The sequence below is a fragment of the Streptomyces sp. NPDC053755 genome (assembly GCF_040677675.1).
Classification (GTDB): Bacteria; Actinomycetota; Actinomycetes; order Streptomycetales; family Streptomycetaceae; genus Streptomyces.
In genome coordinates this window covers 289,357-314,510 of the sequence record NZ_JBFASK010000003.1, presented here as the reverse complement: position 1 = coordinate 314,510, position 25,154 = coordinate 289,357, and the positions used below count along the sequence as shown (strand labels likewise).

25 protein-coding genes and 2 tRNA genes are annotated in these 25,154 nt (G+C 71.5%); 10 read left to right on the top strand and 17 right to left on the bottom strand.

Annotation, left to right across the window (positions count from 1 at the left end; translation table 11 throughout):
* Nucleotides 1-2 precede the first annotated feature (2 nt).
* Nucleotides 3-1,016 (top strand): ribosome small subunit-dependent GTPase A, encoded by a 1,014-nt coding sequence (rsgA, locus tag AB0K65_RS06025; protein WP_365714502.1) that lies wholly within the window; start codon nucleotides 3-5, stop codon nucleotides 1,014-1,016.
* Nucleotides 1,017-1,108: 92 nt separating this feature from the next.
* The gene (locus AB0K65_RS06020; RefSeq protein WP_365714501.1) at nucleotides 1,109-1,432 is read left to right on the top strand and encodes a multidrug efflux SMR transporter; all 324 of its coding nucleotides are present in this window, start codon (nucleotides 1,109-1,111) and stop codon (nucleotides 1,430-1,432) included.
* Here AB0K65_RS06020 and AB0K65_RS06015 read toward each other — a convergent pair.
* Nucleotides 1,398-2,045 (bottom strand): helix-turn-helix domain-containing protein, encoded by a 648-nt coding sequence (locus tag AB0K65_RS06015; protein ID WP_365714500.1) that lies wholly within the window; start codon nucleotides 2,043-2,045, stop codon nucleotides 1,398-1,400. The genes AB0K65_RS06020 and AB0K65_RS06015 overlap by 35 nt on opposite strands.
* A gap of 106 nt (nucleotides 2,046-2,151) precedes the next feature.
* Between AB0K65_RS06015 and hisN the strand changes: the two genes are divergently transcribed.
* Nucleotides 2,152-2,952: a histidinol-phosphatase gene (gene hisN, locus AB0K65_RS06010; RefSeq protein WP_365714499.1), complete on the top strand. Its 801-nt coding sequence runs from the start codon at nucleotides 2,152-2,154 to the stop codon at nucleotides 2,950-2,952.
* Nucleotides 2,953-3,152: 200 nt separating this feature from the next.
* Nucleotides 3,153-3,554, top strand: coding sequence for a CBS domain-containing protein (locus AB0K65_RS06005; protein ID WP_365714498.1), 402 nt, complete (start codon nucleotides 3,153-3,155; stop codon nucleotides 3,552-3,554).
* 63 nt (nucleotides 3,555-3,617) lie between these two features.
* On the opposite strand, the gene AB0K65_RS06000 is transcribed toward AB0K65_RS06005, so the two are convergent.
* Nucleotides 3,618-5,087: a catalase gene (locus tag AB0K65_RS06000; RefSeq protein WP_365714497.1), complete on the bottom strand. Its 1,470-nt coding sequence runs from the start codon at nucleotides 5,085-5,087 to the stop codon at nucleotides 3,618-3,620.
* Between the two features lie 168 nt (nucleotides 5,088-5,255).
* Between AB0K65_RS06000 and AB0K65_RS05995 the strand changes: the two genes are divergently transcribed.
* Nucleotides 5,256-5,675, top strand: a complete 420-nt coding sequence (locus AB0K65_RS05995) for a Fur family transcriptional regulator (RefSeq protein ID WP_365714496.1) — start codon at nucleotides 5,256-5,258, stop codon at nucleotides 5,673-5,675.
* A 185-nt stretch (nucleotides 5,676-5,860) separates the two neighbouring features.
* On the opposite strand, the gene AB0K65_RS05990 is transcribed toward AB0K65_RS05995, so the two are convergent.
* The 4 genes from AB0K65_RS05990 to AB0K65_RS05975 form a co-directional block, all read right to left on the bottom strand.
* A tRNA-Met gene (locus AB0K65_RS05990) sits at nucleotides 5,861-5,934 on the bottom strand.
* Nucleotides 5,935-6,041: 107 nt separating this feature from the next.
* Nucleotides 6,042-7,988: a tetratricopeptide repeat protein gene (locus AB0K65_RS05985; RefSeq protein WP_365714495.1), complete on the bottom strand. Its 1,947-nt coding sequence runs from the start codon at nucleotides 7,986-7,988 to the stop codon at nucleotides 6,042-6,044.
* Between the two features lie 207 nt (nucleotides 7,989-8,195).
* Nucleotides 8,196-8,269: transfer RNA gene (locus AB0K65_RS05980), tRNA-Met, on the bottom strand.
* A gap of 52 nt (nucleotides 8,270-8,321) precedes the next feature.
* Nucleotides 8,322-11,321: a UPF0182 family protein gene (locus AB0K65_RS05975; RefSeq protein WP_365714494.1), complete on the bottom strand. Its 3,000-nt coding sequence runs from the start codon at nucleotides 11,319-11,321 to the stop codon at nucleotides 8,322-8,324.
* A 135-nt stretch (nucleotides 11,322-11,456) separates the two neighbouring features.
* Here AB0K65_RS05975 and AB0K65_RS05970 point away from each other — a divergent pair, with 135 nt between their 5' ends.
* Nucleotides 11,457-12,011, top strand: a complete 555-nt coding sequence (locus AB0K65_RS05970; protein ID WP_365714493.1) for a PPA1309 family protein — start codon at nucleotides 11,457-11,459, stop codon at nucleotides 12,009-12,011.
* A gap of 101 nt (nucleotides 12,012-12,112) precedes the next feature.
* Here AB0K65_RS05970 and AB0K65_RS05965 read toward each other — a convergent pair whose 3' ends face one another.
* The 4 genes from AB0K65_RS05965 to AB0K65_RS05950 form a co-directional block, all read right to left on the bottom strand.
* On the bottom strand, nucleotides 12,113-13,201 hold the full coding sequence (locus AB0K65_RS05965) for a PDZ domain-containing protein (protein WP_365714492.1): 1,089 nt from the start codon (nucleotides 13,199-13,201) through the stop codon (nucleotides 12,113-12,115).
* A gap of 74 nt (nucleotides 13,202-13,275) precedes the next feature.
* Nucleotides 13,276-13,506, bottom strand: a complete 231-nt coding sequence (locus AB0K65_RS05960) for a hypothetical protein (protein ID WP_365714537.1) — start codon at nucleotides 13,504-13,506, stop codon at nucleotides 13,276-13,278.
* A 258-nt stretch (nucleotides 13,507-13,764) separates the two neighbouring features.
* Nucleotides 13,765-14,226, bottom strand: a complete 462-nt coding sequence (locus AB0K65_RS05955; protein WP_365714491.1) for a molybdenum cofactor biosynthesis protein MoaE — start codon at nucleotides 14,224-14,226, stop codon at nucleotides 13,765-13,767.
* A gap of 79 nt (nucleotides 14,227-14,305) precedes the next feature.
* Nucleotides 14,306-15,415 (bottom strand): SDR family oxidoreductase, encoded by a 1,110-nt coding sequence (locus AB0K65_RS05950; RefSeq protein WP_365714490.1) that lies wholly within the window; start codon nucleotides 15,413-15,415, stop codon nucleotides 14,306-14,308.
* A 194-nt stretch (nucleotides 15,416-15,609) separates the two neighbouring features.
* Here AB0K65_RS05950 and AB0K65_RS05945 point away from each other — a divergent pair, with 194 nt between their 5' ends.
* Together AB0K65_RS05945 and AB0K65_RS05940 are read left to right on the top strand one after the other, a co-directional pair.
* The gene (locus AB0K65_RS05945) at nucleotides 15,610-17,058 is read left to right on the top strand and encodes a zinc-dependent metalloprotease (protein WP_365714489.1); all 1,449 of its coding nucleotides are present in this window, start codon (nucleotides 15,610-15,612) and stop codon (nucleotides 17,056-17,058) included.
* Nucleotides 17,055-17,588, top strand: coding sequence for an NUDIX hydrolase (locus AB0K65_RS05940; protein WP_365714488.1), 534 nt, complete (start codon nucleotides 17,055-17,057; stop codon nucleotides 17,586-17,588). The genes AB0K65_RS05945 and AB0K65_RS05940 overlap by 4 nt, the downstream gene beginning before the upstream one ends.
* 49 nt (nucleotides 17,589-17,637) lie before the next feature.
* Here AB0K65_RS05940 and AB0K65_RS05935 read toward each other — a convergent pair whose 3' ends face one another.
* From AB0K65_RS05935 to AB0K65_RS05920, 4 genes are all read right to left on the bottom strand, one after another.
* On the bottom strand, nucleotides 17,638-18,393 hold the full coding sequence (locus AB0K65_RS05935; RefSeq protein WP_365714487.1) for an AIM24 family protein: 756 nt from the start codon (nucleotides 18,391-18,393) through the stop codon (nucleotides 17,638-17,640).
* A 19-nt stretch (nucleotides 18,394-18,412) separates the two neighbouring features.
* Nucleotides 18,413-19,093, bottom strand: coding sequence for an AIM24 family protein (locus AB0K65_RS05930; RefSeq protein ID WP_365714486.1), 681 nt, complete (start codon nucleotides 19,091-19,093; stop codon nucleotides 18,413-18,415).
* A 14-nt stretch (nucleotides 19,094-19,107) separates the two neighbouring features.
* Nucleotides 19,108-20,727, bottom strand: coding sequence for a TerD family protein (locus AB0K65_RS05925; protein WP_365714485.1), 1,620 nt, complete (start codon nucleotides 20,725-20,727; stop codon nucleotides 19,108-19,110).
* Nucleotides 20,728-20,834: 107 nt separating this feature from the next.
* Nucleotides 20,835-21,410 (bottom strand): M48 family metallopeptidase, encoded by a 576-nt coding sequence (locus AB0K65_RS05920; protein WP_365714484.1) that lies wholly within the window; start codon nucleotides 21,408-21,410, stop codon nucleotides 20,835-20,837.
* Nucleotides 21,411-21,607: 197 nt separating this feature from the next.
* Between AB0K65_RS05920 and AB0K65_RS05915 the strand changes: the two genes are divergently transcribed.
* Both AB0K65_RS05915 and AB0K65_RS05910 read left to right on the top strand, forming a co-directional pair.
* A complete protein-coding gene (locus AB0K65_RS05915) occupies nucleotides 21,608-22,759 on the top strand; it encodes a TOMM precursor leader peptide-binding protein (protein WP_365714483.1) in 1,152 nt (383 codons plus the stop codon).
* 40 nt (nucleotides 22,760-22,799) lie between these two features.
* Nucleotides 22,800-24,164: an AarF/ABC1/UbiB kinase family protein gene (locus AB0K65_RS05910; protein ID WP_365714482.1), complete on the top strand. Its 1,365-nt coding sequence runs from the start codon at nucleotides 22,800-22,802 to the stop codon at nucleotides 24,162-24,164.
* Between the two features lie 15 nt (nucleotides 24,165-24,179).
* Here the strand turns inward: AB0K65_RS05910 and AB0K65_RS05905 are convergent, their stop codons facing one another.
* From AB0K65_RS05905 to AB0K65_RS05895, 3 genes are all read right to left on the bottom strand, one after another.
* Complete coding sequence (locus tag AB0K65_RS05905) at nucleotides 24,180-24,362, bottom strand: hypothetical protein (RefSeq protein ID WP_365714481.1); 183 nt, start codon at nucleotides 24,360-24,362, stop codon at nucleotides 24,180-24,182.
* A gap of 94 nt (nucleotides 24,363-24,456) precedes the next feature.
* On the bottom strand, nucleotides 24,457-24,780 hold the full coding sequence (locus AB0K65_RS05900; RefSeq protein ID WP_365714480.1) for a hypothetical protein: 324 nt from the start codon (nucleotides 24,778-24,780) through the stop codon (nucleotides 24,457-24,459).
* Nucleotides 24,777-25,154, bottom strand: coding sequence for a WhiB family transcriptional regulator (locus AB0K65_RS05895; protein WP_365714479.1), 378 nt, complete (start codon nucleotides 25,152-25,154; stop codon nucleotides 24,777-24,779). Before AB0K65_RS05895 ends, AB0K65_RS05900 begins: the two co-directional genes overlap by 4 nt.

Genomic DNA, 25,154 nt, shown 5'->3' with positions numbered 1-25,154 from the left:
CCATGCGGCGTTACGGGAAGAACACCGACGAGGACGACATCCGCCAGCGGCCGAACCGCAAGGGCAACCGTCCCCGTACCAACATCCGTCCGAAGCACGAGGACGCGGTCGAGGGCATGGTCCTCACCGTGGACCGGGGCCGGCTCACCTGTCTGGTGGACGACCGCGTCGTCCTGGCCATGAAGGCGCGCGAGCTGGGCCGCAAGGCCGCCGTGGTCGGGGACCGGGTCTCCCTGGTGGGCGACCTCTCCGGCGAGAAGGACACCCTGGCCCGCATCGTCCGGATCGGTGAGCGCAGCTCCGTCCTGCGACGTACGGCCGACGACGACGATCCGTTCGAGCGGGTCGTCGTCGCCAACGCCGACCAGCTGGCGATCGTCACCGCGCTCGCCGACCCCGAGCCGCGCCCCCGGCTGATCGACCGCTGCCTGGTCGCCGCCTACGACGGCGGGCTCACCCCGCTGCTCGTGCTCACGAAGTCGGACCTGGCCAAGCCGGACGAGCTGCTGGAGATGTACGGCGCGCTGGGTGTGCCGCACGTCGTGACCACGCGCGACGAGTTCGTCGACGGGGTCGCCGCCGAGCGGGTGCACGAGCACCTCAAGGGGCGCACCACGGCGTTCGTCGGGCACTCGGGGGTCGGGAAGACGACGCTGGTCAACGCCCTGGTCCCGGAGGACCGGCGACGTTCGACGGGCCATGTCAACGCGGTCACCGGCCGCGGACGGCACACCACCACCTCGGCCCTGGCGCTCCCGTTGAACGACAAGGAGGGGGGCTGGGTGATCGACACCCCGGGCGTGCGGTCCTTCGGCCTGCACCACGTCGACCCGTCCCGGGTCATCCTCGCCTTCCCCGATCTCGTCCCGGGCACGGAGAACTGTCCGCGGGCATGCAGCCACGACGAGCAGGAGTGCGCGCTGGACGCGTGGGTGGCGGAGGGGCACGCCGATCCGGCCCGGCTCTACTCACTGCGGCGGCTGCTCGCCACCCGGGAGCGACGCGAGGGTGACTGAGTCGCGCACGTTTGCGGTCGGGTTCGGTTGGTAAGTGCATAATCGCACCAAGTGAGACGAAGCAGTCACCGACGGCGTGGGAGGCACTGACGATGGCGTGGCTGCTGGTGGTGTTCGCGGGAATCCTGGAGACGGGGTTCGCGGTCTGCCTGAAGCTGTCGCACGGTTTCACCCGGCTCTGGCCGACCATCGCCTTCGCCGTCTTCGCCCTGGCCAGTTTCGGACTGCTCACGCTCTCCCTGAAGAAGCTGGACGTGGGGCCCGCGTACGCGGTGTGGACGGGCATCGGCGCGACCGGCACGGCGATCTACGGCATGGTCTTCCTGGGTGACGTCGTCTCCACGCTCAAGATCGTCTCGATCACGCTGGTGATCTGCGGTGTCATCGGTCTCCAGCTTTCGGGTTCGTCGCACTGAGCGAGTGGCGCACCCGCATCCGGGCCAGCTCCTCGCGGACCAGGCGCACCGGATCGGCCGGGTCGGGAGGCGCGACGACGCACGACAGCGTGAGGCGCAGGACGATCTCACAGGAGCGCAGGGCCTCCGCCGCGTCCTCGGTCCGGCCCGCCGCGACCAGCGCGGCGGCCGCCAGGTCCCTGGCCTGCCCGAGGAGCTCCGCCGGTGACGGTGGTCCCGCGTCGGCGCGCCGCTGCGCCGGGAGGGCGGCCACCCGCGCCCGTGCCCGCGCCGGGCGGGGCGCCGGAAGCCGCTCGCTCCAGCAGCCGGTGAGCAGCGCACGCAGCAGCGGGCGGGCACGCGCCACGCCGACGGTCCACTCGGCGACCGCGGCGAGGTTCCGCTCGGGCGGGGCCGGTGCGGTCAGCAGCCGCTCGACGCCCCGGACGTACGCGTCGGCCTCGCGGCGCACGAGGGCCCGGGCCAGGCCCTCCTTGCTGCCGAACTCGTTGTAGAGGGTCTGCCGGGAGACGCCGGCGGCGGTGGCGACGTCGACCATCCGGACCGCGGACCAGGGCAGCCCCGCGAGCGCCGCGAGGGCGGCGTTGAGCAGGGCCTCACGGGCAGTAGGCATCGTCGCCTCCGGGCCAGAACGGTTCTGCGCTCAGGGTTGACGGGCGGCCACGCACTGTCAAGGTCTGTCGTGGGCCCGTGTCCCGCCGGCAGATAGAGTTTCGACCATGGCCGATTACCACGATGATCTGCGTCTCGCCCATGTCCTCGCGGATGCCGCCGACGCGGCCACCATGGACCGCTTCAAGGCGCTCGACCTGAAGGTCGAGACCAAGCCGGACATGACGCCGGTGAGCGAAGCCGACAAGGCCGCGGAGGAACTGATCCGCGGTCAGCTGCAGCGGGCCCGTCCGCGCGACGCGATCCTCGGCGAGGAGTACGGCGTGGAGGGCACGGGCCCCCGCCGCTGGGTGATCGACCCGATCGACGGCACCAAGAACTACGTCCGGGGCGTGCCGGTCTGGGCGACGCTGATCGCGCTGATGGAGGCCGGCGACTCCGGTTTCCAGCCGGTGGTCGGCGTGGTCTCGGCTCCGGCGCTCGGCCGGCGCTGGTGGGCGGCGAAGGGCGCGGGCGCGTTCACCGGCCGGAGCCTGACCTCCGCGAGCCGCATCCACGTCTCGAAGGTCGGGGAGCTGGCGGACGCGTCGTTCGCGTACTCCTCGCTGGGCGGCTGGGAGGAGGGCGGACGGCTGCCCGGTTTCCTCGACCTGACGCGCGCGTGCTGGCGTACCCGGGCGTACGGCGACTTCTGGCCGTACATGATGGTCGCCGAGGGCTCGGTCGACATCTGCGCGGAGCCGGAGCTGTCCCTCTGGGACATGGCGGCCACGGCGATCGTGGTGCAGGAGGCGGGGGGAACGTTCACCGGTCTCGACGGCCGGCATGGTCCGCACAGCGGAAACGCGGCGGCGTCGAACGGGCTGCTGCACGGCGAGCTGCTGAGCTATCTGAACCAGAAGGACTGAGGGCGGAGGACCGACGGACCGAGGGGCTCCGAGGCCGTCGAGCCGGTCGCTTGATCGCCTCGGGCGCCCCCGCGGATGCCGTGCGCGCCCCCTTGTCCCCCGGGCCACCCGATGCAACTCTGAGAGTCCCCCCACTTGTGAACTTGTGAATCCGTTCTCGTTGAACGCGGGAACGAATCACCAAGGAGGTGGCTCCTTTCATGCTCGTCCGTGACGCCATGAGCACGGTGGTCCTCACCATCGGGCCCGCTCACACCCTCCGGCAGGCGGCCCGGCTGATGTCGGCCCGCCGTGTCGGTGCGGCCATCGTTCTGGACACCGACACCAGCGGCCTCGGCATCCTCACCGAGCGCGACATCCTCAACTCGATCGGCGCGGACCAGGATCCCGACCACGAGACCGCGGGCGCCCACACCACGAACAACGTCGTCTTCGCCGCACCCACCTGGACCCTGGAGGAGGCCGCGGAGGCCATGACGCACGGCGGCTTCCGCCACCTGGTCGTGCTCGACGGGACGGGGCCGCTCGGCATCGTCTCCGTGCGTGACATCATCCGGTGCTGGATCCCGGCGCACCGGCGGGCCCCCTCATTGGCCGGCTAGGACGCGAGAGGGCCGGACCCCCTCGCGGGAGTCCGGCCCTCTCCTTATCTACGACAAGCGTCCTCAGCCGCGCAGGGCCTGGACAGCGGCTTCGAGCCGCTTGCCGAAGTCACCGTCCGCCTGGCGGAAGTTGTTGATGGCACGCTCGGCGATGTCGTCACGGGACACCTTGGCGATGAAGCCCGCCAGGTTCTCGATGAGACGGCCCTTCTCGTCCTCGGACATCAGGCGGTAGAGGTTGCCCGCCTGGACGAAGTCGTTGTCCTCGGAGTGGATCGGGGCGGCGTGGTCGCCGGTCACACCCGTCACCGGGACGGACTGCCACAGCGGGCGGTCGATCTGGTGCGGGCCGCCGAAGGAGTTCGGCTCGTAGTTCTTCGCGCCCTTGTGGCGGCCGTCGTACAGGAAGCCGTCACGGGAGTTCGTCCGCGCCTCGGTGGCGTGCGGGCGGTTCACCGGCAGGTGGTCGGCGTTGATGCCGACGCGGTAGCGGTGGGCGTCGCCGTACGCGAAGAGACGGCCCTGGAGCATCTTGTCCGGGGAGGGGCCGATGCCCGGCACGAAGTGCGCGGGGCTGAAGATCGACTGCTCGACCTCGGCGAAGATGTTCTCCGGGTTGCGGTTGAGCTCCAGCTTGCCGATCTCGATCGGCGGGTAGTCCTCGTGCGGCCACACCTTGGTGAGGTCGAACGGGTTGAAGCGGTAGTTCTCCGCCTCGGCCGCCGGCATGATCTGGACCTGCACGGTCCAGGTCGGGAAGTCGCCGCGCTCGATGGACTCGCGCAGGTCGCGCTGGTGGGAGTCCGGGTCGACGCCCGAGAGGCGGACGGCCTCCTCGGTGGTGAGGTTCTTGATGCCCTGGTCGGTCTTGAAGTGGTACTTGACCCAGAAGACCTCGCCGGCCTCGTTGTTCCACTGGAACGTGTGCGAGCCGTAGCCGTTCATGTGGCGGTACGAGGCGGGGATGCCGCGGTCGCCGAAGAGCCAGGTCACCTGGTGGGTCGACTCCGGGGAGAGGCCCCAGAAGTCCCAGACGTTGTCCGCCTCCTGCGAGCCCGTGTACGGGTCGCGCTTCTGGGTGTGGATGAAGTCGGGGAACTTGATGGCGTCCTTGATGAAGAACACCGGGGTGTTGTTGCCGACGAGGTCGTAGTTGCCCTCTTCGGTGTAGAACTTCAGCGCCCAGCCGCGCGGGTCGCGCACCGCGTCGGCCGCGCCGAGGTTGCCGGCGACGGTGGAGAAGCGCAGGAAGGTCTCGGTCTGCTTGCCGACCTCGGAGAGGAACTTGGCGCGCGTCCACTGCGAGACGTCACGGGTGACCGTGAAGGTGCCGTAGGCGCCCGCACCCCGCGCGTGGACCACGCGCTCCGGGATGCGCTCGCGGTTGAAGTGGGCGAGCTTCTCGAGGAGGAGCTGGTCCTGGACGAGGACGGGACCGCCGACGCCGGCCGTCTCGCTGTTCTGGTTGTCGGCGACCGGAGCCCCGGCCTCCGTAGTGAGCGGTCCCTGCGTCACGAGCGCCTCCTGCGTCATTCCTGCGTGTCCTGTCGTCGGCCGCCGGCCCCCCCGATCACACGCCCGGAGGTGAACCACTTGGCCAATGCCGGGTTCGATCCTACGATAGACATTGTCTAAGTCAAGTGAACTTCCAAAGTCACACCCGTTCGGGACGCCGCTCCCCCGACTGTTAGGCTGGTCCTCATGAGTGACCTGTTGGAACGACTGCGCGGCCGCGGCTGGCGGATGACCGCGCAGCGGCGTGTCGTCGCCGAGGTCCTCGATGGGGACCATGTCCACCTGACCGCCGACGAGGTGCACGCGCGCGCCGTCGGCAGGCTCCCGGAGATCTCACGGGCGACCGTCTACAACACGCTGGGCGAGATGGTCACGCTCGGCGAGGTCATGGAGGTCGCCACGGACGGCCGCGCCAAGCGGTACGACCCCAATGCGCACCGCCCGCACCAGCACCTGGTCTGCGGCCGCTGCGGAGCGATCCGTGACGTGCACCCGGCGGGGAACCCGCTGGCGGACCTTCCCGACTCCGAGCGCTTCGGTTTCACGATCTCGGACGTCGAGGTCACGTACCGGGGCATCTGCCCGAACTGCGCCACCTCCGCCTGAGCAAGCCTCCCGGGCGGATCTCCGCCCGGGACACGCTCCGCCCGGCACACCGCGAAGGGCCCCCGACTCCGGCCGGGGGCCCTTCGCGTCGGCCGTCCCCTCTTCCCGTACGCACCGCTGCCCGCCCTCGCGCACGACGAAGGCCCGGATCCAAAGAATGGATCCGGGCCTTCGGTGCTACTGAGTAGCGGGGACAGGATTTGAACCTGCGACCTCTGGGTTATGAGCCCAGCGAGCTACCGAGCTGCTCCACCCCGCGTCGGTGAACCCAACCTTACGGGACGCCCTCGACCAGCGCAAATCGCTTGTCCCGGGCCGGGCGGCCGGCCGTGCGGGGCCGCCCGGAGCCCGGAGAACCGGACGGGATCAGGCCGTCAGCTCCTGGTGGAGCGCCTCGCTCAGCCGGGCGGCCCGCTCGGCCACCTCGGCGGGACCCAGCTCCACGGCGTGGGCGCACCAGCGGCGTCCCTCCGTCAGCTCGCCCCGGCGGGCCGCGAGCAGCGCCAGGCGCAGGGCGGCCCGCCCGTGTCCCGCGCGGGCCGCGCGGGCCCACCAGAGGGCGGCTTCCCGTTCGCTGCCCTCGCGCGCGAGGAGCAGCCCGAGGTTGAACGCGCCGTTACGGCTGCCCGCCTCGGCCGCCTCCCGGTACCAACGCGCCGCCTCGGCCACGTCACCGCGCCCGGCGGCCAGCATGCCGACCCTGACCTGGGCCCGCCGGTGGCCCTGCTGGGCGGCCCGCTCGTACCACTCCTCGCACTCGCTCTTCTCCTCGCGGGAGGCCCCGAGAGCGGGCGGCCCCGGCTCGGGCCGCCGCGCGTCGAGCACGGTGGCGAGCCGGAACGCGGCCTCGGGGCTGCCCCCGCCCGCCGCGCACCGCAGGTGCCGCTCGGCCGACTGCTCGTCGCCGTCGCGCAGGCAGGCGATGCCGACCTGGAGGGCGGCCTCGGTGTGCCCCGCGGCGGCGGCGCGCTCGTACCAGCTCAGGGCCGTACGGTCGTCGTCGCGACCCGCGTAGAGAATGCCGAGATTGAAGGCGGCGTCGACGCTGCCCGCCTCGGCGGCCTTGGAGAACCAGGGCTCGGCGCCGCCCGCGTCGCCCGCCTGGAGGAGCAGCACGGCCAGCGCGTTGGCGGCCTCGCGGTGGCCGGCGTACGCGGCGCGGCGGTACCACTGCTCGGCCTGCTGGATACGGTCCTGGGCGGCGCAGAGCAGCCCGAGGTTGTACGCCCCGTTCACGTCGCCCGCGTCCATCGCGGCGCGGTACCAGCGCTCGGCGGTCTGCTGCTCGCCCCGGGCCGCGTGCAGCGCGCCGAGGGCGTTGGCCGCGTTCCCGTCGCCGTCCTGGGCGGCCCGCAGCCACCACACGGCGGCGCTCTCCTCGTCACCGGCGTCGCGCAGCAGGAAGCCGAGGGCGCAGGCGGCCTTGGCCTCGCCCTCCTTGGCCGAGCTGAGGTACCAGCGACCGGCCTCCTTCAGCTCGCCCCGCTTCTCCAGGATCGCGCCCAGGTGCAGCGCGGCCCGCCGGTGTCCGCGCGCGGCGGCCTGCCGGAACCACTGCTCGGCCTCGGCGAGGTCTCCCCCGGGCTTGGCGCCCGCGGCGCCGCCGGGACCCGCCCCGTGGCCCTCGCCCGCTCCCGCGCTCCCGCCCATGCCGTGCGGTGCCGTCGCCACGCCCGCGCCCGCGGGGCCCGCGGCCGCCTCGGTGACGCGTCGCTCCAGCGTGCGGGCCAGCCGGTAGGCGGCCTCGCGGTGACCCCGTTCGGCGGCGGCCCGCAGCCAACGCTCCGCCCCCACGTCGCTGCGGTGCTCCAGGAGGTCGGCGAGGGCGTACGCGCCGAGGGCGTGGCCCTGCTCCGCGGACTGGCGCAGCCAGTACTCGGCGGCCGGTTCGTCGCCGCGCTCCCGGTGGTGGCGGCCGAGCGCGTGGGCGGCGGGCGCGGAGCCCGCGACGGCCGCGACCCGCCACCAGCCGGCGGCCTCGTCGGCGTACCCGCGCTGGTGCAGCAGCACGCCCAGGTTGTTCGCCGCGGCGCGGTCCCCCTCGGCGGTGGCCCCGCGCAGGTACGGCTCGGCGCCGTCCAGATCCCCCCGGCGCAGCAGCAGCGCGCCGAGCACGCTCATCGAGGCGGCGTCGCCGTTCTCGGCGGCGCGCCGGTGGCGCGCCTCGGTCTCCGTCTCGGTCTCGGCGGTGGTGTCGACGGTCGCATCGGCGGCCACCGCCGCCTCGATGATGTCATCCGCGGCATTCTTGGCGTGCCGCTGCACAAACCGCCCTGTCTCCAACAGAGTTGCCCTGTCCCCCATAAATCCCATCGTCGCACCACCCGCAACGCGCGTACACCTGGTATACCGCAGCCAGTGAGGTCACTTCAGCGTTTTGTCGACATGCCCACAGAGAGATAAGTCAAACACGTCTCACCCCAACTCGCCCTCTCTCACCCCCTCTTCGGGCACGCGCGCGGCGCCCGACGGAATACGACGAGGGCCCGGATCCTGATGGATCCGGGCCCTCGTCTTCAGTAGCGGGGACAGGATTTGAACCTGCGACCTCTGGGTTATGAGCCCAGCGAGCTACCGAGCTGCTCCACCCCGCGTCGTTGTGTCCTCAAGGTATCACGACGCGGGGTGGGTGCCTGACCAGGCCTCTCAGCCGCTGGGCGGGCTCGCGCTGCTGGACGGTGTGGCTCCCGGCTTGGGGGCGCCATCGGCCGGCTTCTGGTCCGCGGGCTTCTGACCGGCCGGCTTCTCCGCCGGCTTCTGGTCCGACTTCAGCTTGGCGCCGGCTTCCGCCGCTTGCTGGAGCGCCTGCTGCAGGGCGTCCTGCGCCTTGCCGTAGGCCTCCCAGTCGCCCTTCTGCAGCGCGGCCTCACCGTCGTCGTACGCCTTCTGCGCGTCCGCGATGGCCTTCTTGAGGGCCGCGTCGTTCGAGCTGGGCGTCGTCGGCGGGGTCGTCCCCGGCTGCTCGGGCTGGGGCGGTGTCACCCCGTCGACCCCGAACACCGCGTTCAGCGCCTCGGTGAGGTTGTTCTCGAACACCGTGGTGTCCTTGGTGGTGTCGCCCTCCGGCTGGTCGGCGTCCACGTACGACACCGCGACCTTCTTCAGCAGCGGGTAGAGGGCGTTGCGGCCCTGGGCGTACACCGGCTCGACGTAGAGGAAGCCTCCGTCCAGCGGCACGGTGAGCAGGTTGCCGTACTGGATGTCGGAGTCGGCGCCCTTCATGTCCCGCACGAACTGGGCCACGTCCGGCAGGCCGTTGAGCTTGCTCTGCACCTGGGCGGGGCCCGGGACGTCGGAGGTCACTCTCAGCAGCTTTATGCGGCCGTAGTCCTTGCTCCGCGCGTCGGCGTCGACCGCCATGAAGCCGCCCAGGTTGGGCCGCCCGTTCGGGGTGAACGTCGTCGTGAGCGAGAACCGCTGGTCCTTGTCCCCGGGCATCTTCATGCTCAGGTAGTACGGCGGGACCGCGTTGCCGTCCTTGTTGGTCGGGTCGTCCGGCACCTGCCAGGCGTCCGAACCGCTGTAGAACTGCGCCGGGTTGGTGACGTGGTACCGGGTGAGCAGCTCGCGCTGGACCTTGAACATGTCCTGCGGGTAGCGCAGGTGCTGCATGAGGCTGGGCTTGATCGCCTCGCGCGGCTCCACGGTGTCCGGGAACGCCTTCATCCAGGTCTTGAGGACGGGGTCCTCCTTGTCCCACTGGTAGAGGGTCACCGTGCCGTCGTAGGCGTCGACGGTGGCCTTCACCGAGTTGCGGATGTAGTTGACCTGGTTCTGCTGGGCGACGACAGCGCGCTGCTGGTTTCCGACCGTCAGCGCGTCGGCCGTGGTCTCCCCCAGCGTCGTGCGCGAGGCGTACGGGTAGCCGTTGGTGGTCGTGTACGCGTCGACGATCCACTGGATCCGGCCGTCGACGACGGCCGGGTAGGCGTCACCGTCGATGGTCAGCCACGGGGCGACCGCCTCGACGCGCTCCTTGGGCGTGCGGTTGTAGAGGATCCGCGAGCCCTCGCCGATGGCCCCCGAGTAGAGGATCTGCGGCTCGCTCAGCGCGACCGCGTAGGCGGCGCGGTTGAAGGTGCTGGAGAGGTTGACCCCGCTCTTGCCTTCGTAGCTGGTCGACTTCTCGCCGTTCTCCTCGTAGTCCAGCTCCTTCTGCGGGCCGCCGACGATCGAGTACTGGTCGGTCTTCTCGCCGTAGTAGATCCGCTGCTGGTACGGGCCGAGCTTGCCCGTGGTCGGCAGGCCGGCCTCGGTGAAGACCGGGGAGCCGTTGGCGTCCGTCTGCGTGCCCGCCGCCATGATCGCGCCGTAGCCGTGGGTGTAGGTGAAGTGGTCGTTGATCCAGTTCCGCTTCGGGATGCCCTTGATGTTGAGCTCGCGCAGGCCCACGACGGTGTCCTGGCCCTCGTAGCGGTCGATGTCGAGGGTGGTCGGGAACTGGTAGTACTTCCGCTTCTGCTCCAGCTGCTGGAACGTCGGCGACACGATGTTCGGGTCGAGGACGCGGTAGCCGGCCGCCGTGTCGGCGTCGGTGCGGAGCTGGTCCTTGTTCTTGACGGTCGACTTGCCGGAGTAGTTCTCCGGCTGCGTGCCGTCGATCGCGTACGCCTTGCGCGTCGCGTCGATGTTCTTCTGGATGTAGGCCGCTTCCTTGGCCTGCTCGTTCGGCTGGACCTGGAACTTCTGCACGATGGCCGGGTAGAGGCCGCCGATCAGGATCGCCGAGAGCACCATGAGACCGAAGCCGATCACCGGCAGCTGCCAGGTGCGCCGCCACAGCGTCGCGAAGAACAGCACGGCGCAGATCACCGCGATGCAGAACAGGATCGTCTTCGCCGGCAGATAGGCGTTGGCGTCGACGTAGCGCAGACCCGTCCAGTTGCCCGCCGCCTTGAAGTCGCTGGACTTCACGGCGAGGCCGTAGCGGTCGAGCCAGTACGCCACGGCCTTCAGCGCCACGAAGACGCCGAGCAGCACCGACAGGTGGCCGGTCGCGTGGGCCGTGGCGCGCGCGCCGGGACTGGTGACGCGCAGTCCGCCGTACAGGTAGTGCGTCAGCGCGGCGGCGATCAGGGACAGGACGGTGGCGGCGAAGCCGAAGGCCAGCAGGAAGCGGTACCAGGGCAGGTCGAAGGCGTAGAACGCCACGTCCAGGCCGAACTGGGGGTCCTTCTGGCCGAACGGCACGCCGTTCACCCACATCAGCCACGTGCGCCACTGCCCGGAGGCGGAAGCGCCGGCGATCAGCCCGACCAGGGCCGAGATCGCGAGGAGCACCCACTTCTTGTACGGCGCGAGTCCCATGCGGTAGCGGTCGAGGCTCTGCTGCTCCATCGACATCGCGCTGAGCGGCGGCCGCAGCCGGTGCGCCAGCCAGATGTTCAGGCCGACGACGATGCTCATGAGCAGGCCGAAGACGAGGAACAGGCCGATCTTGGTCCACAGCGTGGTGGTGAACACGGAGGAGTACTCGACCGAGCGGTACCACAGCCAGTCCGTCCAGAACCCGGCGAACATGACGAACGCCATGGCCAGAACGGCCAGCACGCCCAGCGTCATGAGCAGGGTGCGGGCCCGCCGGGACGGCCGGCCGACTCTGATCCTTGGCCCGGACGGGCCTCCGCCGCCTCCGCGGTCCGGCATCTGGAAAGCCAACGTGCGCCCCTCGAGGTTGATGCGTCGATAAGCAGGCCCCGCGATCGTAGAGCCCACTGATGCAACTTACTGAGGCTTTACCTAGTTCCCGTCTTCGGGGCGGGAGGAGGCAGGATGTCATCCATGTCCAATGTCTCCCCCTCCGGTACCCCCATGGCCGCGAGCCCCCTCACCCGCGCGGTGCTCGAGATCGACGAGTACGCCTCCGGCCTCGGCTGGGACCGGCCGGCCCGGCTCTTCGCCCTGGTCGACACCGCCAGACTGCGCGCCCAGGAGCCGGGACTCGCCTCCCAGCTGGGCCTCAAGGACGGCGAAGCCGCCGCCTACACCCCGATCGAGCAGGAGGAGCTGCCGCGCGGCAAGCCCCTCGACGAGTTCCTCGGCACCATCGCCTGGCCCGACGCCGTGGCCGGCTGCGCGCTGACCGTCGAGCGGCTCATGCTGCCGCCTTCGGCCGAGGCGTCCGTACCGGACGGTCTCGACGAGGCCGGTCTGGCGAAGTGGGTGGCCCGCCACCCCGACCGCCAGGAGGTCCGGATGACCGTGGCCGTCCTGCGCGACGGAGCCCGCGAGGCGGCGATCCGGCTCCGCGAGAAGGATTCGCCGAACGAGGTGCTGACCGGCGCCGACCTGGTGCCGGGGCTCGCGGACGCGCTGGCGGCGACGTTCGAGTCCTGAGCAGCGGGACACGAGGGGGCGCCCCGGTCGGTGACCGGGGCGCCTGGAACGGGACGGGCCGCGGCTCGCCCAGGACCGCCCCTCGTCCCGCCGCGCGGGCCTCAGCCCGTCGAGCAGCTGGGCAGGTTCCCGGTGTCGCCCGCGCGGAGCTTCTCCAGGGAGGCCGTCGCGTCCTCGATGGTGTTCACCTTGATCAGGGTGAGGCCCTCGGGGATGTCGGAGGCGGCCGACTCGCAGTTGTCGGCCGGCGTGAGGAAGTAGCGGGCGCCGGCGTTCCTGGCCCCGACCAGCTTCATCTCGATCCCGCCGATGGGGCCGACCTTGCCCTTCTCGTCGATGGTCCCCGTGCCGGCGATGAACTTGCCGTCGGTCAGGCTCTCGGGGGTGAGCTTGTCGACGATGCCGAGCGCGAACATGAGTCCGGCGCTGGGGCCGCCGACGTCGGCGAGCTTGATGTCGATGGTGAACGGGAAGACGTGGTCCGTGCCGGCCTGGATGCCGACGATGGCCCGGTCGCCCTCCTTCGACTTCACGGTGGTGAGGGTGACGGCGCGAGTGGTGGTCGGCTCCTTGCCGGCCTTCTCCGCGGCGGCGGCGTCCTTGGCGGGAACGATCGTGAACTCGACCTTCTCGCCGGGCTTGCGCTTGATCACCTGCTCGGCCACGTCGCCCGGCTCCTTCACGGGCGCGCCGTCCACGGACTTGATGACGTCCCCGGCGTGCAGGACCCCCTGCGCGGGACTGTCCTTGACGACGGAGGCGACGACCACCCGCGTGGTGACGGGGATGTCCAGCTCACCGAGGGCGGCGACCTTGGCGCTCTCCTGCGACTGGGAGAACTCCTCGGCGTTCTCCTGGCTCGACTCCTCCTCGGTCTTGCCGTCCGGGTAGAGGGTCTCCTTGGGGACCACCACGTTGTCGTGCGCCAGCCAGCCGTAGATCGCCTCGACCATGTTCATGCGGTAGTCGGCGCTGGTGACGCGGACCGTCGTCATGTTGAGGTGCCCGTCGGTCGGGTACGTCCGGCGGCCGGAGATCTGCAGCACGGGCTCTCCGCGGGCCTCGCCGAGGGTGTTGACCGTCGGGCCCGGGCTCATCTCCGCGTACGGCACCGGGACGAAGACGCCCACGCAGAGCAGCGTGATCAGGACCAGGGTGGAGGCGAGCATCGTCGCAGTGCGGCGTGGCATGGAACGACAGTACGGGACCGGCCTGTGAGTGCACCTGTGGGGCGGGTCCGTACGAGGCGGCCGCCGGGGCGATCTCAGCCGGAGACGTGGCTACTGCGTACGGGGGACGCGGCCGTCGACGGCGCCATCTCGGTCAGCTCGCCCGTCGCACCGGAAGCGGAACGTTCCATCGCGTCCCGGAAGCGGGCATAGCCGGCGAGCTCGGCGACGTCTCCGGTGGTCTTGTCCCGTGAGGCCCAGCTTCCCCATATCGCCGCACCGACGACTGCGAAAAGCGGTATGAGCAACCAAGCGAGCGCTGCCATCCCGACCTCCCATCCCCATGAGCGACCGCACCGGCCGACCGGCCGATCAGCAGATTAACGATCCGCTGCCTCAACGCTGCCGCCAGGGTCCCGGTTACGCAAATCGGGCGTTCGACTACGGTCGGTCGGCGCGGCGCCTTGCCGACTGCTCCGGCACCGGGCAGGGGCCTGTGGGTCGGCAGGTGCCGACACTCCCCCTCGGCAGGCGCCGACCGTCCCCCGGACTCCGTCCAGGGCCCCCATACCCGTGGCCGGAACTCAGCAGGCCCCCACCCACTCCTCTGTACCGTCCGAGAACTTCTGGTGCTTCCAGATGGGCACCTCGTGCTTGAGGTCGTCGATCAGCTTGCGGCAGGCCTCGAAGGCCTCTCCCCGGTGGGGGCAGGAGACCGCGACGACGACCGCGAGGTCGCCGATGCCCAGCTCGCCCACCCGGTGGACGGCCGCCAGGGCGCGGACGGGGTAGTCGGCGACGACCTTCTCCGCGACCCGGCGCAGCTCGGCCTCGGCCGACGGGTGGCACGAATAGCCGAGGCCGTCGACGTCGGCACCCCCGTCGTGGTTGCGCACGGTGCCCACGAACAGGGTCATGCCGCCGGCGGCCTCGTCTCCGACCGCCTGGAAGACCTCGTCCACCGAGAGCGGGGTGTCCCGGATCGCGAGCAGCTTGATCGGATCGGCGGCTGTCCGCTCGCCGGGGTGGTCATGGGTACGTGCCATGGTGCCCATGGTGCCGTACCGCACGGACATCCCGGAATAGCGGTTTCGACCGGCTGTCCCGACCGGGCGTAGGAGGGTCCTACAGACCGCGCCGCTTGCGCGCCCGCCGGACCAGCGCCGCCGTGCCCAGCAGCGCCACCGTCGCACCGGCCGCGCCCGCCGCCGTCGCGTCCTTGCGGCCCAGCCGCCGGCCCGCGAGCGTGTGCCGGCCCTCGACCTCCTCCAGGAGCGCGGTGAGCACCTCCTCGTTGGTCCAGCGCGGCCGCCAGCCCGCGTCGTGCAGCCGGCCGACGCTCACCACCCACGGGTGCATCGTGTACGCCAGGTCCCCGGCCGGGGAGGGGGTGAGTCCGATCCGGTGCAGCCGCGCGGCCGCGCCGAGGGCGACGGCGGAGGGCAGCTCCATGCGCCGGATCCCGGAGAGCTCCTCGACCTCCTCCTGCTCCAGCCAGCCGTCGCAGCCGACCGCGAACTCCCCTTCGACCTTTCCGAGAGCCGCGTACTCCAGCGCGCTGACCAGGTCCTCGACGTGGCAGAACTGCCAGGTGGGGCGGGATCCGGCGACCACGAGCAGGCGCGGCGACTCGAAGTAGCGGGTGAGGGCCGTGTCCGTACCGCCGACCAGGACGGCGGGCCTGACCACCGTGACGTGGAGGCCGGGGTGGGCGCGCGGCGCCCGGCGGCCCAGCCGCTCGATCTCCAGCATGTCGCCGACGCCGGTGGCCTCGGCGGTGGCCCGCAGCTCGGCGTCCTCGGAGAGCGGGATGTCGTTGTCGGGCAGCGCGCCGTAGACCATGGCGGAGGTGCAGAGCACCACCCGGTGCACGCCGGCCGCAGCGGCGGCCGTGAGGACGGTCTGCGCCCCGCGTACGTTGTAGGCCGTCCGGGCGGCGGCATCCGACTCCAGGTCGAGGTCGACCGCGAGGTGCACGACCACGTCCGCGCCCCTCAGCTTCTCGGCGATGGCGGGGTCGCGGACGTCGAGGATGTGCCACTGCGCCTCGGCGACCTCGCCGCGCCGCTCGTCGATCGCGACGACCCGCTTGATCTCGTCCGACGCCGCCAGGCGCCTGGTCAGCAGGTCACCGACCCCGGAGGCGGCACCGGTGACCGCGACCACGGGGCCGCGTCCGGCGGACCGGGTCGAAGGGTTTCGCGCTGCGCGAACCTGAGGATCTGGGGAACTCACCGGGCGTCTCCAGCGGTTGTCTTCAGTACGTACCCGAATGACGCGTACGTACCAGGTGGCGTCCATCCTGCCGCAGGCCACGGCCCGGCGGAGCACCGAGCCCATATCCGGCCCGGATGTCTACGCTGGTGGTGTGGAGAAACGGGCAGTCGCCGTCGGCAGGAAGCCGGCGGCCCTACGAGCCGAGGAAACCTGTGAGTGACACCCCATTCGGATTCGGCCTTCCGCCGGAGGAGCCGGAGAACGGCGACGAGGGCAAGAAGAAGGACCCCGCCGGAGGTGGCCAGGGGTCCGGTGGCCAGGGCGGCGACAACCCGTTCGGGGCCAATCCGTTCGGTTTCGGCGGCCTGCCCGGTGGCCAGGGAGGCGCCGACAACCCGTTCGCGGCGATGTTCGGTTCGCTGAACCCCAACGACCTGGGCGCGGCCTTCCAGCAGCTCGGCCAGATGCTCAGCTACGAGGGCGGTCCCGTCAACTGGGACATGGCCAAGCAGATCGCGCGCCAGGTCGTCGCGCAGGGCACCGCCGACGGCACGAAGGACGCCAGCGTGGGCCCCGCCGACAAGTCGGCCGTCGAGGAGGCCGTGCGCCTGGCCGACCTGTGGCTGGACGGTGTGACCTCGCTGCCGTCGGGCGCGAGCACGGCCGTGGCCTGGAGCCGCGCCGAGTGGGTCGAGGCGACCCTGCCCGCCTGGCAGCAGCTGGTCGACCCGGTCGCCGAGCGGGTCGGTACGGCCATGGGCGACGTGCTGCCCGAGGAGATGCAGGCCATGGCGGGCCCGCTGATCGGCATGATGCGCTCGATGGGCGGTGCCATGTTCGGCCAGCAGATCGGCCAGGCGGTGGGCGCGCTCGCGGGCGAAGTCGTCGGTTCGACGGACGTCGGCCTGCCCCTCGGCCCGGCGGGCAAGGCGGCGCTGCTGCCGCTGAACATCGAGGCGATCGGGAAGGACCTGGGCGTCCCGAAGGACGAGGTGCGGCTCTATTTGGCACTGCGCGAGGCCGCCCACCAGCGGCTCTTCGCCCATGTGCCGTGGCTGCGCGCCCATCTGTTCGGCGCGGTCGAGGGGTACGCCCGCGGGATCAAGGTCGACACCTCGAAGCTGGAGGACGCGGTCGGCCAGCTGGACCCGACGCACCCCGAGCAGCTGCAGGAGGCGCTGCAGCAGGGCATGTTCCAGCCGGAGGACACGCCCGAGCAGAAGGCGGCCCTGGCCCGCCTGGAGACCGCGCTCGCGCTGGTCGAGGGCTGGGTGGACGCGGTGGTCCACGAGGCCGCCAAGTCGCGGCTGACCTCGGCGGACGCGCTGCGGGAGACGCTGCGGCGGCGCCGGGCGAGCGGCGGACCCGCCGAGCAGACGTTCGCCACGCTGATCGGACTCGAACTGCGTCCGCGCCGGCTGCGGGACGCCTCGCGGCTGTGGGCCTCGCTCACCGACGCACGGGGTGTCGACGCGCGCGACGATCTCTGGGAGCACCCGGACATGCTGCCGACGGCGACCGACCTGGACGACCCGGACGGTTTCGTGCACCGCGAGCAGCTCGACTTCTCGGAGCTGGACAAGATGCTGGGCGAGGCGGCCGACAAGCGCGACGGCGCCGCGCGCGACGAGACGGACGACAAGGGCGACGACGAGAAGTGAGCCTGCACGAAGACGCCTGCCTCGTCCTGAAGGCGTACGACGACCCGGACGGCGAACAGGAAGAGCTGCGCCGGCTCTACCTGGATCACCTGGACGCGCATCCGGACGGCGTGTGGAAGGCCTGCGAGGCCGGCCATCTGACGGCCAGCGCGCTGGTGGTCGACCCGGAGCGGGGCCGGGTCCTGCTGACGCTGCACCGGAAGCTCGGCATGTGGCTGCAGATGGGCGGCCACTGCGAGCCGGGGGACCGGAGCCTGGCGGCGGCGGCGCTGCGGGAGGCGACGGAGGAGTCCGGGATCCCCGGTCTGACGCTGCTCGCGGGCGGGCCGGTCCGGCTGGACCGGCATCCGATTCCCGCGCCCTGCCACTGGCATCTGGACGTGCAGTACGCCGCGCTCGCGCCGTCGGGCGCGGTGGCGGAGATCAGCGACGAGTCGCTGGACCTGCGCTGGTACGCGTACGACGAGGTGGCGGCCGTCGCCGACCAGTCGGTGGTGCGGCTGACCGAGGCCACACTCGCCCGGTTGTAACGCCTGAGGGGCGGTCGCCGTGGCGGCCGCCCCTCACGCGGGTGCGCGCTCAGTTCCAGGCGTTGTTCTGGTTCTGCGCGTGCGCGCCGTGCTGCCCGGCGCCGAACTGGGCCGCGATGCCCTGTCCGATGGCGGCGTTCTGCGGCGGCATGACCTCGCTGGGCTGAACCAGGGCGAAGCCCTGGCCGAGGAAGCTGAGCTCCCAGCCCTCACCCGTGTTGCCGCGGCGGCGGCGGATGTTCGAGTTCGTGGTCTGCGCCTGCATCTGCACGCGCAGACCACTGGACCAGGCGACGATCGCGTCCGCGTCGACGTTGACGTACTTGTCGGGTGTGACCTGCATCATCAGGGGCTGGCCGGAGGTCATCAGGGCGACCCTGCCGCGGCCGGAGATGTTGAGCTGGTACTTGCCGGAGCCGGAGATGCCGTACTGGCTGTCCACGGCGATGACCTCGGTGTGCAGGGTCGAGTCCAGCGCCAGGACGTAGGAGCTGTCGACGGTCATGCCCTCCTGCTCGACCTCCACCACGTGGATGTACTGGGCGAGGTTGGCGAAGTAGACCGTGCCCTGACCGGAGCAGCGCATCAGGTCGAGGCCCTCACCCGTGCGGGCCTGGGCGCGTCGCTGGCCGGGCGTCTTGTACTCGCCGTCGAAGTCGACGAGCCCCTGGTAGGCGACCATCGCGCCCTTGCGGGCGAGGATGTCGTCCTGGCCGGTGAGCGCCACCCGCAGCAGCTGCGGGTTCTGGATGACGTACCGTTCCTGGCTCTGCTGCTCGGCGTGGTTGAAAAGCGGGCTCTGCATGATGTGTTCTCGCTCCCCCTCAGCCCCGGACCCGCAGGCGGTCGGTGCTGTCCTCGCTCGGCTGTACGACGACGATGCCCTGGCCGGAGAAGGCCATCTGGTAGGCCTCGCCGCTGCCCCGCCCGATCAGGGACGAGGCCTTGAAGCTGCGCTTGCCCTTGACCTTGAGCGCCGGCGACCAGGCGACGAGCGCGTCCGGGTCGACGTACGTCTCGTCCTCGCCGCGGCCGCAGTCGACGACGATCGGGGTGCCCCGGGAGGTCAGGGCGACCCAGCCGGTGCCCGCGATCTCGACGTTGAAGAGGCCCTGGCCGGCGAACTTCGCCATGCCCTTGACCCTCTCGACGCCCCACTGGAGGTGGGCGTCGAAGGCGAGGATGTTGGAGCCGTTCACCGACAGGGAGTCGTTGTTGAGGTTGATCACGACGACGTCCGCGCCGTAGTCGGCGAGGTAGAGCAGTCCGTCGCCGGAGCACTTCATGACGGGCGCGCCCTCGCCGGTGGCCCACGCCTGGGCGACCTGGCGCACGGCGGGCGGGTTGGGCTCGTAGGTGATGAAGCCTTCGTAGGCGACCATCGAGCCGGTGCGTGCGTAGAGGTCCTGGCCGGAGCCCATGGCGACCTTGAGCATGCTGCGGCCGTGGTTCTCCATCCGGGCGGTCATCGGGGTCGGGGCGAAGCCCGCGAGTTGCTGGTTCATCGGTTCGGGCTCCCTCAGACCTCGTACGGCTGGACGACGATGAAGTTGCCGGGGGCGCCCCGGAACTGGAGGTTGACGGTCTCTCCGCTGTGGCCGGGGTACGCGTTGCGGCGCAGCCGGACCTGGCTGGAGAGGATCACCTGCGAGGCGGACGACCACGCCACGACGGCGTTGCAGTCGGCGAAGGTCGTCGGCGTGACGGGCAGAACCACGGGGACGCCGTGCGTCTTCACGACGACCGTGCCGGTGCCCTGGAACTGCATGGTGAACAGGGCGCCGCCGGGGATGCCGTGGCCCTCGATCCGGCGGACCTCGTACTGCAGCGACTCGTCGAAGGCGAGGACGTTCTCGGCGGAGACGCAGATGCCGTCGCCCTGCAGCTCGATGGGGTGCAGGTGGGCGCCCTCCTCGGCGAGGAAGACCTGGCCGCGGCCGGTACAGCGCATCAGCTGCATCTCCTGGCCGGTGGCGTTGCCGACGATCCGGCCGGTGAACCCGGCTCCCTTGTGGCTGAAGTCCACCTTGCCCTGGTACATCACCATGCTGCCCTGGCGGGCCAGGACGGGCACGCCGCCCATGGCGAGATCGACCCGCATGAGCTGCTGGTTCTGCGGGGCCCACCGGGCGCCGGTCGCGGTCTCCTTGTACGGCTGGAGCGCGGCGGCGAGTCCGGCGCCGGTGGCCGGGGCTCCCTGCGGGACCCCCATGCCGGCCGGGGGCATGCCCATCGGGGGCTGCTGACCGAACGCGGGCTGACCGTACGGCGCGGGCGTCTGCTGGCCGTAGGGGGCGGGAGCGGGCTGGCCGTACGGCGACGGCGCGGCGGGCGGCGCGGCCTGGCCCGGAACCTGGCCGAACTGCGGCTGGGGCGGCTGGCCGTACGGCGCGGGGGCGGACGGCGTGGCCAGGGGCGCGGCCATGGTGGGAGCCGCGTGCACCGGCGGAACCGGGGCCTGCGGCGCCGGCGCGGGAGCGCCGAACGCGGGGGCCGGCTGGGGCACGTGCGGCGCGGGGGCCGGTGCGCCGAAGGCGGGCGGGGCGGCGGCCTGCGCCGGCGCGCCGAAGCCCGGCGCCGCGCCCTGCGGCGGCTGCGCGGCCGGCTGGTCTTCGGCGACCTCGCCGCCGAAGTTCCTGAGCAGCGCGTCGAGGCCGCCGTCGAAGCCCTGGCCGACGGCGGCGAACCGCCAGACGTCCTTGAGGTAGAAGTCCCCGAGCATCACGGCGCGCTCGGTGGTGAACTCCGACCCCGTGAAGGCGTAGCGGACGACCTCTTCGCCGCCCGCCACCACGCGGATGTAGCCGGGGCCGATCTGCGACATCTGGCCGGCGCCGTCGATCGTGGCCGTGAACGACAGCTTGTGGATGTTCGCCGGGATTCGGTCGAGCGTGACGCGGAAGGACTCGGTGTCGCCGGACTGCGCGCCGAGCAGCTGGATGGACTCCTCGGGCGACTTCGGCTGGTTGAAGAAGATGAAGTACCGGTCGTCCGAGAGCTGCTCGTCGGCGTCGAGGCCGAAGCAGCTGATGTCGAAGGTCAGTCCGGGCGCCGCGATCTGCACACCCACGTACAGATCGGTCCCCGGTGTCAGATCACTGATCTTGGCCTTGTGGCCGCGTTGGAATTCCCTGGCCATGCGTAACGACCGTCCCCCATCCCGAAATGTGAATGCGTCGCGTCAGGCTAACGGCTGTATGCGACATTGAGCCAAGCCGGTACACATTCGGTACAGGATTGACGCGGTCACTCCTCGCGAGCGGCGGGGAGGTGCGGCAGGCGCTCGGCGGCGACGACGCCCTCGAGGTAGCCGCGGGCACGCTCGGTGCGCGGGTAGGCCTCCAGGAGCCGCCAGAAGCGCGGCCCGTGGCCCGGCACCAGCAGGTGGGCCAGCTCGTGGAGCAGGACGTAGTCGACGACGTACTCGGGCATGCCCTGGAGGCGGTGCGACAGCCGGATGCTGCCCTCCGACGGGGTGCACGAGCCCCAGCGGGTGTTCTGGTTGGTCACCCAGCGCACGGACGCGGGGCGCGCCCGGCCGCCGAAGTACTGCTCGGACAGCCGCTCCGCCCGCTCGTTCAGCTCGGCGTCGCCGAGGACGCGCCTGCTCTCCTGGGCGGCGAGCTTGTCCAGCATGACCGACACCCAGCGCTGCTCCTCGGCCTCGGACATCCGGGCCGGGATGAGCACGATGGTCCGGTCACCCTCGCGGTAGGCGGAGACGGTCCTCTTCCGCCGAGGGCTTCTGCGGACCTCGACCGCACCGGTCGCCGAGCCGCGGGGCGGCTTCCTCGTCACGCTGCGTTGTGGGTCGGCGGGCACGGGCCCGACGTTACCCGCTGTCAGCGGGGGAAGTCCCGCCTCCGGGTCGGGTCGGCGCTGATCCGGCCCCGCTGTGCACCATTTGAATGACTAATACTCCTGGGCTGTGGACAACTTTCTCCGCCGGTCGCGGTTCCCGGGCAATCTGACGATCGAGATCACGGAACGGATCACGGAGCAAGATCACGGGGGCGGATATGCATCCGATGGTGAAACCGGCGCTGCGGCGCGCCTGGCGAAATCTTCAGTGCGTGCAGTTCGGGGCCACACCCGCGCACGCGGTCCTGGTCGGACCACTGGACACGACCACCGGCAGTCTGCTGAGACTGCTCGACGGCACGCGCGGCATGGACCTGCTGCGGGCGGAGTCGCGGGCACTGGGGCTGCCGGAGGGTCAGCTGGAGGCGCTGCTCGACCGGCTGGCGGGCGCCGGGCTCGTCGCGGACGCCACGGCGCACCGGCCGGGGAAGCCCGGGGCCGCCGGGCGCCCGGACCCGGCGCTCGATCCGCTGCGCGCCGACCTCGCGTCCCTCTCGGTCGTGCATCCCGAACCGGACGGCGCGGCGCGGCGGCTGGCCGCCCGCCAGGTCCTGCGTGTCCAGGTCCGGGGAGCGGGCAGGGTGGGCGCGGCCGTCGCCGCGCTGCTCTCGGCCTCCGGTGTCGGCCGGGTGGAGGTGCTGGACTCGGGTTCGGTGGAGCCGTGGGAGGTGTCGCCGGGCGGGCTGCCCGCCGAGTCGGTCGGCGAACGCCGGGCCGCGGCGGCACGCCGGCTCGTGCGGAGCGCGGCGCCGGGCGGCCGGGTGCCCCGGCCTTCGCCCGCCGACCCGGGTGAGACCGGAAGGGAGCCCGGTCTGTCACTCGTCGTGGTGACGCCCCGGGACGGACTCGGGGCATACGTCCCCGATCCGCTGCCCGCCCAGGGGTGGATCGCCACGGGCACCCCCCATCTCTACGCGGGCGTGCTGGAGGCCACCGGTGTGGTCGGACCTCTGGTGCTGCCGGGCGAGACGCCCTGCGCGCGGTGCCTGCAGGAGGAGCGGACGGACCGGGAGCCGGTGTGGCCGCGACTGCTCGCGCAGTGGCGTTCGGGTCCGCCCCACGCCCTGCCGGCCTGCGATCTCTCCCTGGCGACGGCCGTCGCGGGCCTGGCCGCCGCCCATGCGCTGGCCTTCCTGGACGGCGAATCACCGGCGAGCACCGGCGCCCGGTGGGAGGTGTCGCTGCCGATGCTCGAGTGGCGCACGGAGCCGGTGAGGCCCCATCCCGCGTGTCCGTGCGGGGCCGTACGTAACAGAGAAGGGGAGCGCGCCTCGGGGGCGGGGATGCCACAGGACACAATGGCGGGATAACCGCCCTGCGCGGCACGCAGTCTGGGAATTGGAGGGGCGCATGTCTGATCTTCCCCGAAAGGCGGTCACCCGGACCGCCAAGTTGGCCGCGTTGCCGCTGGGCTTCGCCGGGAGGGCCACCTGGGGCCTGGGCAAGCGGATCGGTGGCAAGTCGGCGGAGATCGTCGCCCGCGAGCTGCAACAGCGCACGGCGGAGCAGTTGTTCAAGGTCCTCGGCGAGCTGAAGGGCGGGGCGATGAAGCTCGGGCAGGCGCTGTCCGTCTTCGAGTCGGCGCTGCCCGAGGAGGTGGCGGGGCCCTACCGGGCGGCGCTCACCAAGCTGCAGGAGGCCGCGCCGCCGATGCCGACGCGGACGGTGCACGGAGTGCTGGAGGAGCGGCTCGGCGAGGAGTGGCGGGAGCTGTTCCTCGAGTTCGAGGACAAGCCGGCGGCCGCGGCCTCGATCGGGCAGGTGCACCGGGCGGTGTGGCACGACGGCCGTGAAGTCGCGGTGAAGGTGCAGTACCCGGGCGCGGGCGAGGCGCTGCTCTCCGATCTGGCGCAGCTGAGCCGGTTCGCCCGGCTGCTCGGTCCGCTGATCCCCGGGATGGACATCAAGCCGTTGATCAAGGAGCTGCGCGACCGGGTCTCCGAGGAGCTGGACTACGCCCTGGAGGCGGAATCCCAGCGACAGCACGCGGAGGAGTTCGCCGACGACCCGGACGTGGTGGTGCCCGGGGTCGTGTACCAGTCGGAGCAGGTGCTGGTGACGGAGTGGATCGAGGGCATACCGCTGTCCGAGGTGATCGCGGACGGCACTCCCGAGCAGCGGGACCGGGCCGGCCAGCTCCTGGCGCGCTTCCTCTTCTCGGGCCCGGCGCGCACGGGACTGCTCCACGCCGATCCGCACCCGGGCAACTTCCGGCTGCTGCCGGGCGGGGCCGGGGAGGACGAGGACGGCCCGGAGAGCTGGCGGCTCGGGGTGCTGGACTTCGGCACGGTGGACCGGCTGCCGGGCGGGCTGCCCGAGACGATCGGCGCCTGCCTGCGGATGACGCTGGAGGGCGACGCGGAGGGCGTCTACGCCGTGCTCCGCGAGGAGGGGTTCGTCAGGGAGTCCATCGAGCTCGACCCGGACGCCGTACTCGCCTACCTCCTGCCGATCATCGAGCCGGCCGAGGTGGACGCCTTCGCCTTCTCCCGGGGATGGCTGCGCACGCAGGCCGCCCGCATCGGCGACCTTCGCTCTCCCGCCCACCAGTTGGGCAAGCAGCTCAACCTGCCGCCGTCGTATCTGCTGATCCACCGGGTGACGTTGAGCACGATCGGCGTGCTGTGCCAGCTGAACGCGACCGTCCGGCTGCGCGACGAGCTGGAGGAGTGGCTGCCCGGCTTCCTCGCCGAGAAGGCGGAGGAGGAGAGGTAGCGCGGGGCGGGCCCGTCACCACCAGGTGGAGTCGAGGCGGCCTTCGATGGATCTGATGTTCTCGCGGGCGCAGGTGTCGCAGAGGTAGCGGCGGGTGCCGTTCTCCAGTGAGCAGGTCCACGTCACCGGGAGCTCCTCGGCGGTCTTGCCGCAGTGCGCGCACACGACGGGCTGCTCGGGTGTCCGGGCGTCTGTCACAGGGAAGACGATAGTCCGGCGGGAGCGTCGGCGCCGGGGCAACGCACCGCGGGGGCCGGTCCGTTCGGACCGGCCCCCGCTGGGTTCTTCCGGGTCAGTGCATGACGGCCATGGCGAGCGCGCGCCGGGCGCGCAGCGACACGCGCTCGGCCCGCCGCTGCATCCGCCGGGCGGCGACCAGGCGCTGGGCCTGGCGTTCCGCGTCGGCTTCCCGCAGGCGGTCGTGCATATGCGCACGAGCCAGGGCTTCTGGAATGAGTTGCATTTCGCGGGTCCTGTTCTGACGCGAGGCGTTCGCGCCGGTGATGGAAACGTCTGGGGTGGCGGAGCCGGACGGCTCGCTGGTGGAAGGGGTCATCGGGGCCAGCTTCTGGGGATCGTGCGTGAGGGGTCGATCGATGGTTCCGGTGATGTTCATGCCGCGACCGGGTTCTTGCGCGGGCGACCACGCGGCCGCTTGCGGGCGACGACGACACCCTGGACGAAGAGCTCCCCGCCCCAGACACCCCACGGCTCGCGCCGCTCCTTGGCGCCGGCGAGGCAGGCCTCCATCAGCGGGCAGGTGCGGCAGAGGGACTTTGCGTACTCGACGTCGGCCGGGGACTCGGCGAAGAAGACCTCCGGGTCGTACGAGCGGCAGGGGACGGGTACACCGAGGTTCTCGATGGCGTCGTCGAGCGCGGTGAGCGCGGTGAGGGGGGCGAGGGGGGTCAAGGTGGAGTCCTCCGTGAGGCCGGGCGGGGGGATCGTTTCGGAAGGCGGTACGGACGGGGCGTGCGCTTCGAGTTGCAC

Excerpts from the sequence above, each read along its gene's own strand:
- rsgA (WP_365714502.1), top strand. The coding sequence starts at position 3 with ATGCGGCGTTACGGGAAGAACACCGACGAGGACGACATCCGCCAGCGG.
- AB0K65_RS06020 (WP_365714501.1), top strand. The coding sequence starts at position 1,109 with ATGGCGTGGCTGCTGGTGGTGTTCGCGGGAATCCTGGAGACGGGGTTC.
- AB0K65_RS06015 (WP_365714500.1), bottom strand. The coding sequence starts at position 2,045 with ATGCCTACTGCCCGTGAGGCCCTGCTCAACGCCGCCCTCGCGGCGCTC.
- hisN (WP_365714499.1), top strand. The coding sequence starts at position 2,152 with ATGGCCGATTACCACGATGATCTGCGTCTCGCCCATGTCCTCGCGGAT.
- AB0K65_RS06005 (WP_365714498.1), top strand. The coding sequence starts at position 3,153 with ATGCTCGTCCGTGACGCCATGAGCACGGTGGTCCTCACCATCGGGCCC.
- AB0K65_RS06000 (WP_365714497.1), bottom strand. The coding sequence starts at position 5,087 with ATGACGCAGGAGGCGCTCGTGACGCAGGGACCGCTCACTACGGAGGCC.
- AB0K65_RS05995 (WP_365714496.1), top strand. The coding sequence starts at position 5,256 with ATGAGTGACCTGTTGGAACGACTGCGCGGCCGCGGCTGGCGGATGACC.
- AB0K65_RS05985 (WP_365714495.1), bottom strand. The coding sequence starts at position 7,988 with ATGGGATTTATGGGGGACAGGGCAACTCTGTTGGAGACAGGGCGGTTT.
- AB0K65_RS05975 (WP_365714494.1), bottom strand. The coding sequence starts at position 11,321 with ATGCCGGACCGCGGAGGCGGCGGAGGCCCGTCCGGGCCAAGGATCAGA.
- AB0K65_RS05970 (WP_365714493.1), top strand. The coding sequence starts at position 11,457 with ATGTCCAATGTCTCCCCCTCCGGTACCCCCATGGCCGCGAGCCCCCTC.
- AB0K65_RS05965 (WP_365714492.1), bottom strand. The coding sequence starts at position 13,201 with ATGCCACGCCGCACTGCGACGATGCTCGCCTCCACCCTGGTCCTGATC.
- AB0K65_RS05960 (WP_365714537.1), bottom strand. The coding sequence starts at position 13,506 with ATGGCAGCGCTCGCTTGGTTGCTCATACCGCTTTTCGCAGTCGTCGGT.
- AB0K65_RS05955 (WP_365714491.1), bottom strand. The coding sequence starts at position 14,226 with ATGGCACGTACCCATGACCACCCCGGCGAGCGGACAGCCGCCGATCCG.
- AB0K65_RS05935 (WP_365714487.1), bottom strand. The coding sequence starts at position 18,393 with ATGCAGAGCCCGCTTTTCAACCACGCCGAGCAGCAGAGCCAGGAACGG.
- AB0K65_RS05930 (WP_365714486.1), bottom strand. The coding sequence starts at position 19,093 with ATGAACCAGCAACTCGCGGGCTTCGCCCCGACCCCGATGACCGCCCGG.
- AB0K65_RS05925 (WP_365714485.1), bottom strand. The coding sequence starts at position 20,727 with ATGGCCAGGGAATTCCAACGCGGCCACAAGGCCAAGATCAGTGATCTG.
- AB0K65_RS05915 (WP_365714483.1), top strand. The coding sequence starts at position 21,608 with ATGCATCCGATGGTGAAACCGGCGCTGCGGCGCGCCTGGCGAAATCTT.
- AB0K65_RS05910 (WP_365714482.1), top strand. The coding sequence starts at position 22,800 with ATGTCTGATCTTCCCCGAAAGGCGGTCACCCGGACCGCCAAGTTGGCC.
- AB0K65_RS05900 (WP_365714480.1), bottom strand. The coding sequence starts at position 24,780 with ATGAACATCACCGGAACCATCGATCGACCCCTCACGCACGATCCCCAG.